Source organism: Zestosphaera sp., assembly GCA_038727705.1.
Lineage (GTDB): Archaea > Thermoproteota > Thermoprotei_A > Sulfolobales > NBVN01 > Zestomicrobium.
Map to the genome: position 1 here is coordinate 284,441 of JAVYVJ010000002.1, position 15,419 is coordinate 299,859.

15 protein-coding genes are annotated in these 15,419 nt (G+C 56.2%); 5 read left to right on the plus strand and 10 right to left on the minus strand.

The features are described from left to right. The first annotated feature begins 34 nt into the window (after positions 1-34). Positions 35-1,060, plus strand: coding sequence for an AIR synthase family protein (locus QW772_05655; protein MEM0038393.1), 1,026 nt, complete (start codon positions 35-37; stop codon positions 1,058-1,060). Then, on the plus strand, positions 1,039-1,509 hold the full coding sequence (rimI, locus tag QW772_05660) for a ribosomal protein S18-alanine N-acetyltransferase (protein MEM0038394.1): 471 nt from the start codon (positions 1,039-1,041) through the stop codon (positions 1,507-1,509). Before QW772_05655 ends, rimI begins: the two co-directional genes overlap by 22 nt. Here rimI and QW772_05665 read toward each other — a convergent pair. The 9 genes from QW772_05665 to QW772_05705 all read right to left on the minus strand — a co-directional run bounded on the left by QW772_05665 (position 1,504) and on the right by QW772_05705 (position 12,026). Then, positions 1,504-2,766, minus strand: a complete 1,263-nt coding sequence (locus QW772_05665) for an HD domain-containing protein (protein ID MEM0038395.1) — start codon at positions 2,764-2,766, stop codon at positions 1,504-1,506. The two genes, rimI and QW772_05665, sit on opposite strands and share 6 nt — an antisense overlap. A gap of 64 nt (positions 2,767-2,830) precedes the next feature. Next, positions 2,831-3,256, minus strand: coding sequence for a universal stress protein (locus QW772_05670; GenBank protein MEM0038396.1), 426 nt, complete (start codon positions 3,254-3,256; stop codon positions 2,831-2,833). Continuing rightward, the gene (locus QW772_05675; protein MEM0038397.1) at positions 3,256-4,275 is read right to left on the minus strand and encodes a type II glyceraldehyde-3-phosphate dehydrogenase; all 1,020 of its coding nucleotides are present in this window, start codon (positions 4,273-4,275) and stop codon (positions 3,256-3,258) included. The genes QW772_05670 and QW772_05675 overlap by 1 nt, the downstream gene beginning before the upstream one ends. Next, positions 4,272-5,540 carry a phosphoglycerate kinase gene (gene pgk / locus QW772_05680; protein MEM0038398.1) on the minus strand — a complete coding sequence of 423 codons (1,269 nt, stop codon included), beginning with the start codon at positions 5,538-5,540 and terminating at the stop codon, positions 4,272-4,274. Before pgk ends, QW772_05675 begins: the two co-directional genes overlap by 4 nt. 75 nt (positions 5,541-5,615) lie before the next feature. After that, positions 5,616-6,749, minus strand: a complete 1,134-nt coding sequence (locus tag QW772_05685; GenBank protein ID MEM0038399.1) for a hypothetical protein — start codon at positions 6,747-6,749, stop codon at positions 5,616-5,618. A 70-nt stretch (positions 6,750-6,819) separates the two neighbouring features. After that, entirely contained in the window at positions 6,820-7,752 is a 933-nt protein-coding gene (locus QW772_05690) for an ABC transporter permease (GenBank protein MEM0038400.1), read from the minus strand. After that, on the minus strand, positions 7,749-9,017 hold the full coding sequence (locus QW772_05695; GenBank protein ID MEM0038401.1) for a hypothetical protein: 1,269 nt from the start codon (positions 9,015-9,017) through the stop codon (positions 7,749-7,751). Before QW772_05695 ends, QW772_05690 begins: the two co-directional genes overlap by 4 nt. A gap of 1 nt (position 9,018) precedes the next feature. Continuing rightward, positions 9,019-10,566 carry an ATP-binding cassette domain-containing protein gene (locus QW772_05700; GenBank protein MEM0038402.1) on the minus strand — a complete coding sequence of 516 codons (1,548 nt, stop codon included), beginning with the start codon at positions 10,564-10,566 and terminating at the stop codon, positions 9,019-9,021. Positions 10,567-10,577: 11 nt separating this feature from the next. Further along, the gene (locus tag QW772_05705; protein ID MEM0038403.1) at positions 10,578-12,026 is read right to left on the minus strand and encodes a BMP family ABC transporter substrate-binding protein; all 1,449 of its coding nucleotides are present in this window, start codon (positions 12,024-12,026) and stop codon (positions 10,578-10,580) included. A gap of 284 nt (positions 12,027-12,310) precedes the next feature. Here QW772_05705 and QW772_05710 point away from each other — a divergent pair, with 284 nt between their 5' ends. Together QW772_05710 and QW772_05715 are read left to right on the plus strand one after the other, a co-directional pair. Further along, positions 12,311-13,363 (plus strand): glycosyltransferase family A protein, encoded by a 1,053-nt coding sequence (locus QW772_05710; GenBank protein ID MEM0038404.1) that lies wholly within the window; start codon positions 12,311-12,313, stop codon positions 13,361-13,363. 171 nt (positions 13,364-13,534) lie between these two features. Next, positions 13,535-13,786, plus strand: a complete 252-nt coding sequence (locus QW772_05715) for a hypothetical protein (protein MEM0038405.1) — start codon at positions 13,535-13,537, stop codon at positions 13,784-13,786. Here the strand turns inward: QW772_05715 and QW772_05720 are convergent. After that, positions 13,769-14,026, minus strand: coding sequence for a hypothetical protein (locus QW772_05720; GenBank protein MEM0038406.1), 258 nt, complete (start codon positions 14,024-14,026; stop codon positions 13,769-13,771). The genes QW772_05715 and QW772_05720 overlap by 18 nt on opposite strands. Positions 14,027-14,143: 117 nt before the next feature. Between QW772_05720 and QW772_05725 the strand changes: the two genes are divergently transcribed. Then, positions 14,144-15,415, plus strand: a complete 1,272-nt coding sequence (locus QW772_05725) for a hydroxymethylglutaryl-CoA reductase, degradative (protein ID MEM0038407.1) — start codon at positions 14,144-14,146, stop codon at positions 15,413-15,415. Positions 15,416-15,419 lie beyond the last annotated feature (4 nt).

Below are 15,419 nucleotides of genomic sequence, written 5' to 3' on the forward strand. Positions count from 1 at the left end.
AGAGATTTAAGCACTGCCTGAACTACGTTATCAGGTGGGGGACGTGAAGCTGAAGCCCGAGGCTTTAAGGAGGTACGTCATAGATAAATTCAGTGCGGCGGACCCTGACGTGGTTATGCAGGCGGGTGTGGGGGTTGACGCGGCCGCTGTCAAAGCTTGCGGTGAGACCCTCATCGCCGTGCACCCAGACCCCATATCAGGAGCTGTAAAACATCTGGGCACGCTCTCTATAGTGATACCGGCTAACGACGTCGCCATGGTCGGGGCCTACCCTAGATTCTTCACCTCAGTACTGCTACTCCCCGAGGGTTCCGGCGAGGACTTAGTTGACGAGATAACGAGTTCGATGGTGAGGGCGTTGAGCAGATATGGGGCGTCCATGGTCGGCGGCCACACAGAGTTCACGGACAGCGTCACCAGACCCGTAGTGGTTACGACGGCCTTCGGCATCCTCAAGGCAGGCAGTCTAGTCAGGATTGACGGGGTTAGGGAGGGTGATGTGATAGTGATGAGCAAGTACGCCGGGATTGAAGGAACTGCAGTCCTGGCCTCGGACTTCAGGCAGGTTTTGAAGCATAGGGGGGTGGGTGAGGAAGTGCTCGTCAAGGGTGAGGAGATGATCAACGATGTGAGCGTGGTTGAGGAGGCGAACCTCCTGAGCACGGAGGCCCTGGTTAACGCCATGCACGACCCGACGGAGGGAGGCATTCTGGGAGGGCTTGCTGAGATGGCTTACGCCTCCGGTAAACTCATTAGAGCCTACGCGGATAGGATCCCAGTGAGTCCTGTGACGGTTAGGGTGGCTGAAGTCCTCGGGATTGATCCGCTTAGGATGCTCTCCTCAGGGGCTCTACTCGCGTCGATTCCTAGAGAACGTGCGGAGGACGCCGTCGACCTGCTCGAGGGGATTGGCGTGAAAGCGTCTGTGATAGGTGAGGTCCTCCCTGGAGGCCGCGGCGCCCCACTCCTTGAGCTAGTTAGAGGGAGCTCCAGGGAGTTTATTTACGACCCATACATTGAGGACGAGGTAATGAAGCTATGGACTCTGATGAGGGGCTGAAGTGCCTTGTCAGAGGCGCTACGTTCAATGATTTAAGCGCTGTGATGAGGATAGAGAGGAGGTCCTTCCGGTACCCGTATCCGGAGACCGTCTTCCTCTCGACGCTGATCCTCCACCCTCAGCTGTTCCTAGTGATTGAGTGTGGTGAGGCTGTAGCCGGATACATAACCGGCTACATAACGAGCGAGGGATGTTGCCACATAGCCTCAGTGGCTGTGGATCCCTCACTACGGAGGAAGGGCCTCGGCCGCATGTTGCTCAAGACCTTCGAAGGCAGGTGCGTGGAGGCCGGCGCTGAGTATGTGTGGCTTGAGGTCTCCGTGTTTAACGATGATGCAATAAGGCTCTACAGGAAGCTGGGCTATGAGGTGGTGGACAGATTACCCAACTACTACCCTGACTCCGACGCGTATCTGATGCGTAAACTCCTTAAAACGCAGACCTCATAGCAGGTTGAGGACGTTCTTAACAGCGTCCTCGACCTCCGGCAGTGCGTAGATACGCACTATCTCCATGTATCTGGGCAGGGACCCCACTATCGAATCCTCGATCTCAGAGATCCTGAGCGATTTCGCCTCCCTTATGACCCTGGCCTCACCCTCCCTGGAGATTATCGGCACGGACTCGGTGTACGTTCTGAAGATGTAGGTGCCGAGACCCTTCAGGAGTAATGACCTGCTCACCCTATCCAACTTATCCATTTCAGATGATGTGATGCCGGCCCCCTGCTTGAAGCTTATGTGGTTGTACACGGCCCTGTAGCCCCTCCTATTAACGTAGGACTTGATGAGCCCGCGTAAAACGTCGCTCCCGAGCTTCCTGGCGAGAACCATGTCCATCACACCGCCTATTAGGAAGTCGTCCCATGCGGCGATGCTGCCGTCCCTAACGGCCCTCCTTATCCCCTCGAGGGATGTGAACGGCTCCAGCAGGCTCTTAACCTCCCTCTCACTCATCATCAACTCATATATTGAGGCAAGCAATAGTTGATAACCTGTTATAGTTTTATGGTAGTAGACCGACCTATACATGTGTAGTCTGGACACGTAGAATGACTCCACGGCGTGTATTGCTTTAGGCAACACCGCCACGTTACCGTCCCCATCCAGCGTCAGCGTCTGAATTATCCTCTCCAGATCTATCAGACCATACTTAACCCCTGTGTGGAGGGCGTCTCGAGGCAGGTAGTCGAGCCTGTCCACGTTCAGGTCACCGCCCAATATGTTGCTGAAGATCACGTTCTCATGCCCTCCCGTCACCACCTCAGCCACCTCACTCGGGGTTAGCCCGTAGCTCGACAGCGCCTCAGTGATGTGCGGCTCCTCAGTTATCATCATGTAGCTCAACTCCTCATGATTGACCCCGAAGCTGGTGTAGAACACGTACTCAAGCGCGTGGGAATAGGGTGTGTGGCCGATGTCGTGGAGCAACGCCGCAACCCTGAGTAGGTCCCTCTCATCCTTCCTGAGCAGTCCATCAGATATCAGCTTGTCCGCAACCTTCTCAGCCAGCCTCATAACACCTAGGGAGTGTGAGAACCTCGTGTGAACCGCCCCCGGGAACACGTACCAGGCTTGGGACAGTTGCTTTATCCTCCTCAACCTCTGCAGGGGAGGGGTGTCAACCAACTCCCTGGTGAGGTTGTCCAGAACTATGTATCCATGTATCTCGTCAAACACGTACTTCCTAGGTTGCGCGCTACTCAACATAATCCCCTAAGACCATTCCTCCCGACCTTATAATATTAAAAGGGTTTGGAGAGTATGGTGACTACCTGATCAGGAATACGGAGGTGTTAGAATTCACCACTATCGATAGCGCTACGGACCCCAGGTTCAGATCTGGGTTAAGGGTTCTGCCACGCGCCGTTATCAGGACTAGGTCGTAGTGCTCCTCAAACAGTTCCTCAATTATCGCCGTGGCGACGGAGGAGTCCGGGTAATTCGGCTTCCTAACCTTGATTCCAACGCTAACACCCCTCTTACCCGCTACCTCCGTTACCCTCCTCTTTATCTCGTCGACGTTAGGTGTTGACTGGCTCTCGACGATTAGAACCGTCAGTTTAGAGCCGTACCTCAACGCGAAGTCCAGCCCTACCTCAAGCGCTTTATAACTCGCCGACGACCCGTCGACCGGGATGAGGATCCTTCTGAAGAGGTAGCTGACAACGTATGTGGGTTCGGGGTAGTAGCTCATCATAACCACCTCTTAATGCCCAAGCTCTCGTCAGTAAGGCTTATCGACTCCTCTGGACTCTCCTTAAGCCTCATCACAGCCCGTATGGCATCCACGTTTTCAGGAACCACTATGGCCTCCTGATGAACTGCGTAAGTCAGCATCACCTCATCACCCCTCACGTAAACGCTGTCACTCCAGACTATGTTCTCGAAGACGTCCCCATACGGCCTCCCTAAATCACGTGCTAACTCCCTCAACTCAGCCGTCGATTTGAGCAGTCCACCGCTAACCAGGAGTATGCGGGGTGTGCTGGCCAGCGAGTCAAGGACCTCATCCGCAGTCACATTCCTGCCCATAGAGAAGTGTAGGACATGCACGTGGGCAAGGGTTGTCGGCGCCACGATGGCGTAGGTCACTATGTCGAGATCTTTAATTACGGTATTAACGTCCAGCGCGTGATGTGATGGCGGCTTAGGCGGGTCTAACACTAACCCCTCAACAGGTCCCTTCTTAACCTCCTTCAAGTCCGCCGCCCTCCTGACTATGACCCCCCTGACGCTCCTTACCTTACCAACCCTGGACATGGCGTGTACGATTCTAAGCAGTCCCGTAGTGTTGCATGAGACCACTCTGACGTACCTCTTACCCAACGCCTCCCTGTAGTTCACGAGGGAGTTGAAGCTGACTTCAGCTACCTCCGGCTCCTCACCACCTTGGAACACGGCCCTGCGGGCGTAGCCCTCGTAAAGAGCCCTGTAGGACGCCCCCACATCACCCGGGGTTGCGTCGATGACCACGTCGACGGCGTTCAGCAGGTCCTCAAGAGTCCCCTGTACTTCAATACTTCGTGCGTGGAAGTCCCTGACGTTCTCCTTAGGTGTGTAGATCTTGTAGCCTCTCTTAAGGGCTGAGAGCGCTTCCCAGTTCGGCTTAGTCTTAACTACCCCCACCAACTCCATGTCGGGTTGCTGGGTCACTGCCCAAGCAACCCTCTTACCTATAGTCCCGTAGCCGTTGACACCCACCCTAACCTTCATACAGAACCACCCGTGAAAAACTTCCTGTAGGAGATCTCCAGTGCTTTCAGGGCTGGGAGGGTCTCCCCCGACAGCGCTATCAGGAGAGCTCCACCGCCTGTCGAGACGTGGACGCCCCTCTCCCTAACCACGCCGACCTCGTTCAGCATCGAGCCAAGGTGCCCTCCCCCTATCACCACGTGGGCGTTGCTCTCTAGAGCGGCTTTAAGGAGTTCGAAAGTCCCGGCCCTGAATCTAGGGTCTTCGACGTACCCGGCCGGCCCCCTCATAACCACCACTGCGGCCTCCTTAATCATCTCAGAGAACATCAGGGTCGTGTAGGACCCCACGTCCACTGGCACACCGTCCGCAGTGTTTATGGGCTCCTCGACCACTCTGCCGTCATCTTTAACCACCTTCACGTCGTAGGGAGTGTCTACAGGCGCTCCTGAGAGCACTACCCTGCGTGCCATGGAGATCAGGGTTGTGAGTCCCTTCTCCTCAAGGAACTTCAGCAACGACTTCCCGGCTCTGCCGCCTTTAGCAACGTGGAACGTCAGGCCCACAAGCCCCGTCGTCAGTATCCTGTCCGCGGCCCTCTTCCTGGTTAGGAACTCCACTATCTTAATGGTGTCCCTGACCTTAGCACCCCCTAGAACGAAGAGCCTAGGGGTCTCACTGCCGGAGAGCGACTTCCCAAGGGCCTCAAGCTCCTGCTTCATCACGTCCCCGACGAGGGATGGGAGAGCCACCGGGAACCCCACTATCGACGGCTGGGATCTGTGAGCGGTCGCGAAGGCGTCGAAGACGTAGTGAGTGAATAGCGGGGAGAGCCTCCGGACTAGGTAGGCTCTGGCCTGCTTCTCAGGCTCCGCCTCAATGAGCTCCTCCGAGACCAGCCTCACGTTATCTAGGAGGAGGGCCTCACCCCCCTCCAGCTCCTTGATGGCCTTTAGGGCTGCAGGACCTATGACGTCGTTGATGAACTTGATGTCAGCGCCCACAACCTCCCTGAGCCTATCCGCATGAGCCTCAAGAGTCACGAAGTCGTCGTCCCCCGGTCTTCCCTGATGCGTTATGATGACTGTGGCGGCGCCCGCGTCCATCAACTTCTTGATGGTCGTTCGGTGCGCCCTTATCCTGGAGTCATCCATGATGGTACCGTCCTTACCTATGGGTGAGTTGAAGTCCACCCTCACAAGGACCTTCTTCTTAGCTAACTCAACTCCATCTATGTGGGGGAATTGTGTGAACTCCAAAATTCCGCATCCCTTTACATCACTCACAGCATGATTTATAAGCTTAATCAGGCGATGCATGAGAGCGGTGGGGCAGACCTCACCGCTTAGATAAAGTCTACACTAGATCTCCCTGACAAGCAACTCCTCATCACTTGAGTCAAGGAGCCTGTCGAGGGTTAGTGAGTACAGCCTCACTGGGAAGGCATATCTCTTCGCCCTCGTGTTGTCTAGGTAGAGACACCTCCACGACTTCGCGAGCCCTTCACGCTTAAGCCTCTCGAGGAAGAGGCTCAGGCTGAAGAGGCTTCTCTGAGGTACTAAGGCCTGGGTTAGCAGTATGTTGTCGGAGATGTTTAGGTATGCGTCCAAGAAGTATGGGTGGGTGGTCAGCACCCTAGCGACCCTCAGCAGATCCACAGGGTTGCCGGCTAGGACGCTGAGAGTCTTGACAGGTGAGTCCAGGAGGATCTGCTCCAGCTTAAGCCTAACGCCCTTCATCACGTCCCTCTCCCTGACGTGGTTGTTGTAGTGCCTTAAGACCAGGACGTAGTTGATGTTCTTGCCGGGGTAGAGCTCCTCGTTGAGCTTCCTGGCTATGCTTTTGATGGAGCTGAAGGGGTTGAGCTCAAGCTCCCTGATCAGGTAAAGGTCGATCTCATCGTACTTGAGCCTCTCAGCCTGCACTTCCCTGGGGAGGGACTCCCTTGAGGAGGTCTTAACGCGCGTTACTAAGTCCCCCCACTCCACATGTAGCCTCCTGGAGTTAACGTCGTAGTACTCCTTAAGGCTCGGCTTGCTGTGTATGGTTACCGGCATTATGTAGACCTCCCTAGCCTCCACGTTTAAACGCATATAGAGTGAGTTGAGGAAGGGCTCGACAAGCTCTCTGGGCACCACATACCTGAGGTAGGTCCCCCAAGGCAGGAGGGGGGCATACTCACGTAGCAGGCACTTAGGGACTTCATGGGGCTCGAGCAGGGCGTCGAATATCAGGACGACCTCAACCATGCCTAGACGGGCGACGTCCACAAGCCCTTGAAGCAGTAATCCCTTCTGCCTCAGCACCTTCATCAGCTTCCACACAGTGGACACGTGGAAGTCCATCAGGTCAGCAACCCCTGAGATCTCCGGGATGTACTCAAAACTCTGGAGCTGATCCAGGAAATCTATGAGCGAGGGGTTGAGGTACTTGCTGGACTGAAGCGCCTGCAAGTCCTCCGACTGCATGCCCGAGAAGTCGCTGGACGCGCTCAACCGACAATCCCTAATAAGAACTTCACAGCCGAGTTAAAAACAACCCGCTGAATCTGAAGGCCCCCTGCCTCTAGACCGACCTCTCCTCACTGAAAAAGATTATACCAAGACTCTTCGGCGGTGAGAACCTCCTACGTAACTGCGGAATGGCGGAGACTATGAGGGGAACAGCCACGGCTGCAGTGAACGGTAAGGCCACGACGACGTAGTTCGAGACGTTGATTCCGTACGTGATTAGGACGTCCTGAAGCACGTACGCGTACCTGATCAGCGACGCGAATACCAGTGACATCAGCATCCCTACGAGCGGGTGCCGCCCCGACGAGAGCGAGATTGCGAAGGATATCCAGCCCTGGCCCATGCCCGCCCCTTCCTGCCAGCCCTTCGTGTAAAGCAGTATGTATGTGGAGGAGGCAGCCCCTATCATTAAATACCCGATGAAGGAAGCCAAGACCCTCACCCTAAGGACGTCAGTCCCCAGCGAGGAGGCGGCGGCGGGGTTCTCCCCCACAGCTCTTATGGCGACCCCTAACTTCGTCCTGAATATGAGGAGGTGCAGGGCGAGGCCGGCGGCCAGTGAGGCCGTGAGGAACGGTAGGATGACCTCGGGGGTTGGAAGGTATGTGTTCAGAGACAGCCGCTCCCGAGCCATCCTCATGGAGGTTGGGTAGGCTAGGAAGGAAGCCGCGCCGTAGCCGACGAACTGCATCGACAGTCCCACGGCGCCGTGGGAGACAGGCAGTTTAGTGGTTAGGAAGGCTATCAGGACTCCAAGCAGCCCTACCGCGAAGGATGTCGTGAGCAGGGCTACGGTGGGGTTGCCGAGCAGGACGGCTGTCACGAAAGCGACCGCTACCCCCAGCGTGTAGGCGCCGTCGATAGCTAGGTTAAGTATGCCGGACCTCTCCACGAGTGAGTTGCCTAAGCTGGCCAGGTAGAGGTAGATGAAGACGGGGATTATGGGTATCACGAAGCCGAGCGTCTGCTCTATCAACGAGCTCACCTCCTCAGCCTCACTGAGTAGTCGACGAACACCCTCATCACCACGTAAACCAGGAGTATCACCCCTATAGGTATGTAGGTCAGGGCTGCCCCGGTCAGCGAGAGGTCCTGAAATCTAGCGTTTATCTCCGACTGAAGCAGGCTTCCGCCCTGGAAGAGTGAGGCTACTATGTAGGCGTAGACGGGGACGAGCCGCGGATCAAGCATGGAGAGCCATGATACAAGTATGGCTGTGTAGCCTAGGTTCAGCGTGGGCGGCGTGACGACGTTAGCTATCTTCTCAAGCTTGCCGACCGCCGGGTTAGCGAATATGGAGACCCCTGCGGCGCCGGCGAGCATGCCGCTCAGGAGCATGGCCAGCAGAATGTACTTCCTCTCATCTATGCCTACGGACCTGAGTAGCTGGGGGTTTGAGCCAAGCACCTTAAGCCTGAGCCCTACCGACGTGTACTTGAACATGACAAGCGTCAGCGCGAGGAACAGCAGACACATAATGACCTCCTGCAACGTCAACGTGGTTCCCGGCAGGCTTTCGAACAGGAGTGCTGAGTTAAGCCTGTCCGTCCTGAAGAACCGCTTGGCCTGAACGCTCAGCCCGCTGATGGAGTAGGTCACCAGGTGGTTGAAGACCTGGTATGCTACGTAGTTGAGGATGAGGGACACAGCGACCTCGTCTATCCCGACGTACGCTTTAAGCAAAGCCGGGATCAAGGCCCACAGACCCCCTGCAACCATGGCGGCGAGGACCATGAGCAACTGACCTACTGCGGGACTCATCTGGAGTATTGACACCACCGGCCTCAAGGGGGACTGGTCTATGATCTCAACGCCCGGCATCGCGAGGTAGCTGGGCAGTTCACTTGGGCTCACGTACATGGTGCGGGAGGCTATGAAGAGTCCGACGAAGCCCCCTGCAAGCATGCCCCAGATCATCTGCCCTTCAGCCCCCACATTCCAGACGGAGGCCCTGAAGCTGGTGGTTAGGGCCACACCCAGGATGATCAGGAGTACGGAGTAGCGGAGGGTGTGAGGGCTCATGAAGCCCAGCCCAACCTCTTTTATAAAGAGGTCTGGAGGAACACCGACCGCTTGGAAGATCACCGCGGACGCGAGCAACCCTAGCCCTATTGAGAGTATCGGCACGCCGGCGTAGTACAGGTCGATGCAGGCCCTACCGGATTTGACATGAAGCCTCCCCCTACTCAGCGAATTAAGTAGGTCGCACAGCGTGTACGCCTTCACGCGCTTAACTATCGCTAAACGCACGTTAAGACACCATGATTCTTTCAATCTCGTCCCGGCTAAAAGCGGATCTGAATACCTTCAAGACCCTCCCTGAACTGATGACGGCCACTGCATCACACATCTCGACTATTTCATCCAGGTCCTCCGACGCTATGATGGCGCTCATGCCTCCGGACGAGGTCTTACCCCTCACCAACCTCCTGACGTAGTGGGCCGACACCTCGTCAAGACCTCTGGTCGGGTTGTAGGCAAGCAGCAGGTTCTCAGCAACCGTCAACTCCCTCGCCACTAGAACCTTCATTAAGTTGCCCCCGGAGAGCACCTTGACCTTGACGGCGGTTGAGGATGCCGCTATGTTGTAATCCTTAATTAGGTTGGTCGCGAGGCCTCTGACGGACCTCCAGTTTATTATGAATCCCGAGAGCCTCGGGTGTAGGGCGAGGTTCTCCTCTATGGTGTTGTCGGCTGACACCCCCCTCAGGACCGGCTCATCGGGTATGTAGCCGACTCCGAGAGCCCTTATCAGGGCGGGTCCCTTGTTGGTGACGTCCACCTCCTTACCCCCTACGCGAATGCTTATGCGGCCCCTCTCAACCCTCCTCAGGCCAGCCAGCGACTGGATCAACTCTAACTGCCCGTTCCCAGCGACCCCAGCGATGCCCAGGATCTCCCCTCTACGCACGGTCAGCGAGACCTCCCTCACCGCGTAAGCGCCGTAATCACCTCTTACCCACAGATCCGTGATCTTCACAACCTCCTCAGCGCCGGGGCTACGTCCGTTACCCCCTAATGAATTGGAGTGCACAAGTCTATCCCCGAACATCATCGCCCTGACCTGCTCCACGTCAACCTCCTCAGGCCTGACGGTGCCGACGACCTCACCCCTCCTGAGCACTGTGATCCTGTCCGAGACCTCCATAGCCTCAGGGATTCTGTGCGTGATTAACAGTATGGAGCCGCCTCTAGACTTGAAGAGTCTTGCGAAGTCGTAGAGCTTCCTCTTCTCGGCCTGCGGGAGGAGCGTGGTCGCCTCGTCGAAGGCTATGACCTTAGCGTTTAAGAGTAGAGCCCTCACGATCTCGACCATCTGCTTCTGAGTGTAGCTCAGCCTCCAGACCTCGGTGTTCGGGTCGATCTTAACCCCGTACTCACTCGCCTTCTCGGCAAGGAACCTCTCCACCCTCACAACACTACTCATCATGCCGAACTGCCTGAGGGAGAGCGCCAGATTCTCCACCACCGTCAGGGACTCCACCAGCTGAGGGACCTGCGAGACCAGCACTATGCCCCTCCTCATCGCATCCAGTGGCGAGGTTATTAGGACCCTCTCACCATTCACCATGATGTCACCCCTGTCGGGTACGTAGATCCCGTAAAGGATCTTGACTAGCGTTGACTTGCCGGCGCCGTTCTCACCGAGCAATGCGTGGATCTCCCCAGCCAGTATGTCCAGGTTCACGTTCTTAAGACTAACTACACCGGGGAAGTTCTTCCACAGACCGCGGACGGAAATAATGGGGGTACTGCCTAGAGGTGTTTTTTCCGGGGAAAAAAGGGTTTGAGAACTCATTCCACTGACACCTAACCAGCCCTGCCGATGATCCTCACGTAGTCCGGAACCCAGTCCATGTTCCAGAGGTCGTCATGCCCCAGCCTAGCTCCTGAAGGCACGGAGACCTTCTGGCTCGGGTTCTCTATCTTATAGCCGGTTAGAGGCCCCATGAACGGGTCGAATACGGGGGCTATAGGGTACTTCACGGGCTCGCCGCCGACCGTTATCATTGCGGACGTCAGGTTCTCGTAGATGTGGCTCGTCGCCATCTGCTGGAATGAGATGAGCATGGGGGCGTTCCTCATCTGCTCGTACCTGAGCCATATGAGGTCGTACGCGCTCATCCGCTGCCCAGTAAGTTTATCGGTTACCGTGACGGACTTGAGGGCGTTGTAGAACTTCGGGTTTATGTGCATGACACTCCCGTTGGGGAATATGTGTGCCGCCATCTCGACGGCCCCGGTGTTGAGGAGGTACCAGTAGTCAGCGTTCTTCAGGTTGGTTGTCGTGTAGAGCCCTGCCTTAACCTTGTTCAGTATGTCGGCGTATATGACCTCCCACCTAACCAGCTGCCCGCTCACCACCACGTCAGGTCCGTACGTGTACATGGGACTGTAGTGCCCGAAGACGTATACCTCCTTACCGAGCTTGGACTGCTCCTCAGCGTACTCGACCACCGCCGTCGAGTCTTCAGTGAAGGCCAGCACGTCCACCCCGTAGTTGCTGACGAGGGTTTCAGCCGCTGCCCTGGCCTTAGCCGGGTCGTACCAGGCGCCGATCTCAATCACGTAGAGCGTGAGGTCAAGGCCCCTCTGCTCCGCCACCTCCTTAGCCCCTATGGCGAAGGCACTTAAGTGCCTGACCACCTCAGGTATGAGGAATGCGGCGACATACCCGACCTTACCGGTCTTCGTCAGGGCGCCTGCGGCCAGCCCGTTGAGGTAATAGACTTGATATAAGTCCGCGAAGTACGTGCCCATGTTGTCATTCCTTAAGTAGCCGCTGCAGTGCCAGAAAATAACCTCAGGGTGCTTCTTAGCGACGGCCAGGGTTCCCTCCATGAAGCCGAAGGAGGTTGTGAAGAGCACGTTGTAGCCCTTCCTTATCAGCTCCTCCAGCTTGTCGGCCTCAGCCCCTTCAGGGACGCTCTCTATGTAGGTCGTCTCAAGCCAGTCCTTATACAGGTCCGCGACAACCCTCCTGCCTAGGTCATGCATGTAGGACCAGCCGAAGTCGCCGACAGGCCCTACGTATATGAAGGCCGCCTTAATCTTCTCAGGGGGTCTGTAGGTGGGGACGACCGTCTCGGTCTTAACCCTCGTCTCGGTAACTGTCCTCGTCTGAGCGGCTTGAGTCACCGTCTGCACGGGGGCCGCCATACCTCCTAAGTAATACCCGAGTACGCCGACCACCACAACCGCTATGACTAGAACGACCATCACAGGGCTTGACTTAGGGTTTGAAGTCAAGACGCACACCTCATGTTAGGTGCGGTGAGGACGCTTTAAAAAAGCGTTTAGCAGGAACGAGTGAATTTCGTAAAGTATTGAATGCAGGTTAATTAATTTACATGTTGGGATGACCCCTAAATCAGGGGTTAGGATTTATTAACTCGTCCCCGGCTAATCCCCGCATCTATCGGGCATGTTTTTATTTACATAACTGAAGTTAAAAAGGAGTCATGCACGCCGAATTCACACACCTGCGGACGGCCTTAAACCAATATAAGCGGGCGGTCGTTCTGTCTTTGGTGTGAGGGCGATTGCGTGCGCTGGTGGTGGTGCTCAACAAGAACAACGCTGAGGGTCTGAGGGCTGCGCTGGAGTCCCTTGTTAGGCAGTCCGGCGTGGATGTGTGCGTGGACTACGATGTGCTGGTTGTTGACGGGTGGTCTGCAGACGCTTCTGAGGAGGTCGTTAAGGGCTTCTCGAGCAGGTTCGGCTGCGTTGAGTTCGTCAGGCAGAGGTTTCCGGGGGGTGTGGGTCAGGCCAGGGTTGAGGCCGTTAGGCGTGCTCTAGACCTCGGCTACGACGTGGTGGTCTGGGGTGATTCGGAGAACGTCTATGATGAGGACTATCTGAGGGAGATCCTCGGATGCATTAACCCCGCCTCAGGATGCGACGTGTGTTCTGGGTCGACGTACGTCAGGCAGGGCTTCTGGGGGGGTTTCTTCTACTGGTACCACACATACCACCACCTATTTAAGATGGTGTCCAGGAGGCATGCGCCAGGTAATAATAAGGCTGTGAAGGCAGCCCTATACAGGACTAACATCTACCCGGCGATATCTAGGAGCGATGACTTCTTCTTCAGTCTGGCCGTGCGTGGAAACGCTGAGTTCTGCCACTGTAGTGGGGCCAGACTCACAACCTCACTCCCCGACTCCCTTAAGGGGGTGATTGCGTGGCAGAGGAGCAGGGTTAGGGGGCTGGTTGAGGGGGCACTGCTTAAGGGTTGGGGGCTCCCACCCGACTTCCTGCCCTGGTTCCTCTTCATGGCCTCACCGCCCCTACTTACCTTAACCCACATCCTCAGACTCTTAGGGATTGACACGTTCCTGCAACCGGTGGTGTGGTTCCTCACCGCGGCCTTCACGGCCGGGGCTGTGTATATGATGGTGAGGTTAGAATTACTGGCCAGGGAGAGGTATCTGGGCTATAGACCGATGCAGGGTTTTTTAGGTTTCGTGGGCATGTACCTACACTCAATATTCACCACATACTACACGCTTAAGTACACCATCACCCTCAGGAGGCGTGTCAGCGAGTTGAGGGAGTTCAACAGAGCTGTGAGGTCGTACTTCAGGTTCCCCTAGCTCGGCCAGCGGTGAGCGTGTTTAAGTCCTGCCTGACCCCTAATACTTAGGGGTGAGGTTGGAGCGCTGTGAGTTCGGCGGGGAATTGAGTGAGGACTTACTTAAGTACGTTAAGGTTGTGGCGGGCGTGGTTAGGCACAGCAGTGAGGCATTGTCCAGGATGAGGGTCCGATGAATTCGAAGACCGCCACCGCTAAGGCACTCTCAAATTTCAGAACCCTGGCCCTCACAACAGTCGTCACGAAATTGGCTACGTTGTTGGATCCGGCACTCCATGCCAGAACTGTTGCCACCGCCGGCGACGCAATCAGCAAATATCTGAGTCACGCTCTATTAAGCTTTCGTCCTCTAACCCCCTCAGGAAGTTCGCCGACTACAGTTCTACATACGGAGATATTGCTGGCCTTAAACCTTCTCGTCTGAGGCGGCGTTCTCCAGGCCGTTCTTTATCCCGTCAAGTATTCTGCTGAAGTCTTCGAGAACGTCTGTCACCTCCTCCCTAGATAGGCCGCTGACCTCTACCATCCCTAGGGCCTGCTTTACGGACCTTCTGAACGCCTCGTCCTTACTAAGCCCTCTCTTCCTCCAGTGCCTGTAGAGTCTTAAGGCGGATATTATTGCACCCTCAACGTACCTCCTGCGGGACTCATCCTCTGAGATCACTAACCCACCTACCTTTAAACTGATTCCAATGAAGTAAATGGTGATGGGTTTAAAAAATCATGTGGCCGGCGCAGGGACCCATAAAAGCCCCGGCTCGCTTTACTATGCGGTGATTGCTTGGTCGACACTTCACGCCTGCCCGGCTTCCACAAGCTGACCCTCCGCGAGAGAGTTGAAAAGCTACGTGAAGTCGCCGGGTTGAGTGAGGACGACGTGAAGCTTCTGCTCAGGGAGGGAACGCTGCCGCTCGAAATCGCTGACAAGATGATCGAGAACGTGGTTGGAAGCCTCTCACTACCGCTGGGGGTGGCGACGAACTTCATGATCAACAAGAGGGACTACCTAGTCCCGATGGCGATCGAGGAGCCTTCCGTCGTTGCCGCGGCCTCCAAAGCCGCCAGGATGCTGAGGGAGGGCGGCGGGATCAAGGCCAAGGCAACTGACTCCCTGATGATCGCTCAGATACAACTCGTTAAGGTGGCGTCACCACACACCGCCGTATACGCTATCCACGAACATAGGGAAGAGATTAAGGAGATCGCGAACTCGACTAACCCCCTTCTAGTCAGCTTAGGTGGTGGTGTGAGGGACGTGGAGGTCTACACTGTGAACTCGCCTGCGGGGCCTATGGTGATAACGAACCTGATAGTGGACGTCAAGGACGCGATGGGCGCGAACACCGTGAACACGATGGCCGAGAAAGTCGCTCCATACATAGAGGGCTGGACGGGCGGCAAGGTTTACCTGAGAATCGTGTCCAACCTGGCTGACAGGAGACTGGTGAGAGTTTGGGGGAGGGTTCCAAAGGACGTGATCGGTGGTGAGGAAGTTGTTGAAGGTATAATCTACGCGTGGGCCTTCGCCACCGCTGACTCGTATAGGGCGGCGACTCATAACAAAGGGATAATGAATGGCGTCATAGCGGTCGCGCTCGCGACCGGACAGGATACAAGGGCTCTTGAGGCTGGCGCCCACGCCTACGCCGCCAGGTCTGGGAGGTACACCTCGCTGAGCACATGGGAAAGGGACGAGAGGGGTGACTTGATAGGCTTCCTCGAGATCCCTATGCCCGTGGGACTTATAGGGGGGGCTGTTAAGGTCAACCCTATAGCTCAGCTCAGCTTGAAGATACTGGGCATAAAGAGTGCAGGGGAACTGGCCGAGGTGATGGGTGCTGTCGGCCTGGCTCAGAACCTAGCGGCCCTGAGGGCCCTAGCCGTCGAGGGTATTCAGAAGGGCCACATGAAGCTACACGCCAGGAACCTCGCTATAACGGCTGGAGCTAGGGGGACTGAGATCGATTTGGTTGTTGAGGAGATGATTAAGAGGGACGCCATAAGGCTTGACGTGGCTAGGGAGATACTTGAGGCTATAAGGAAGGAGGGCTGACCTT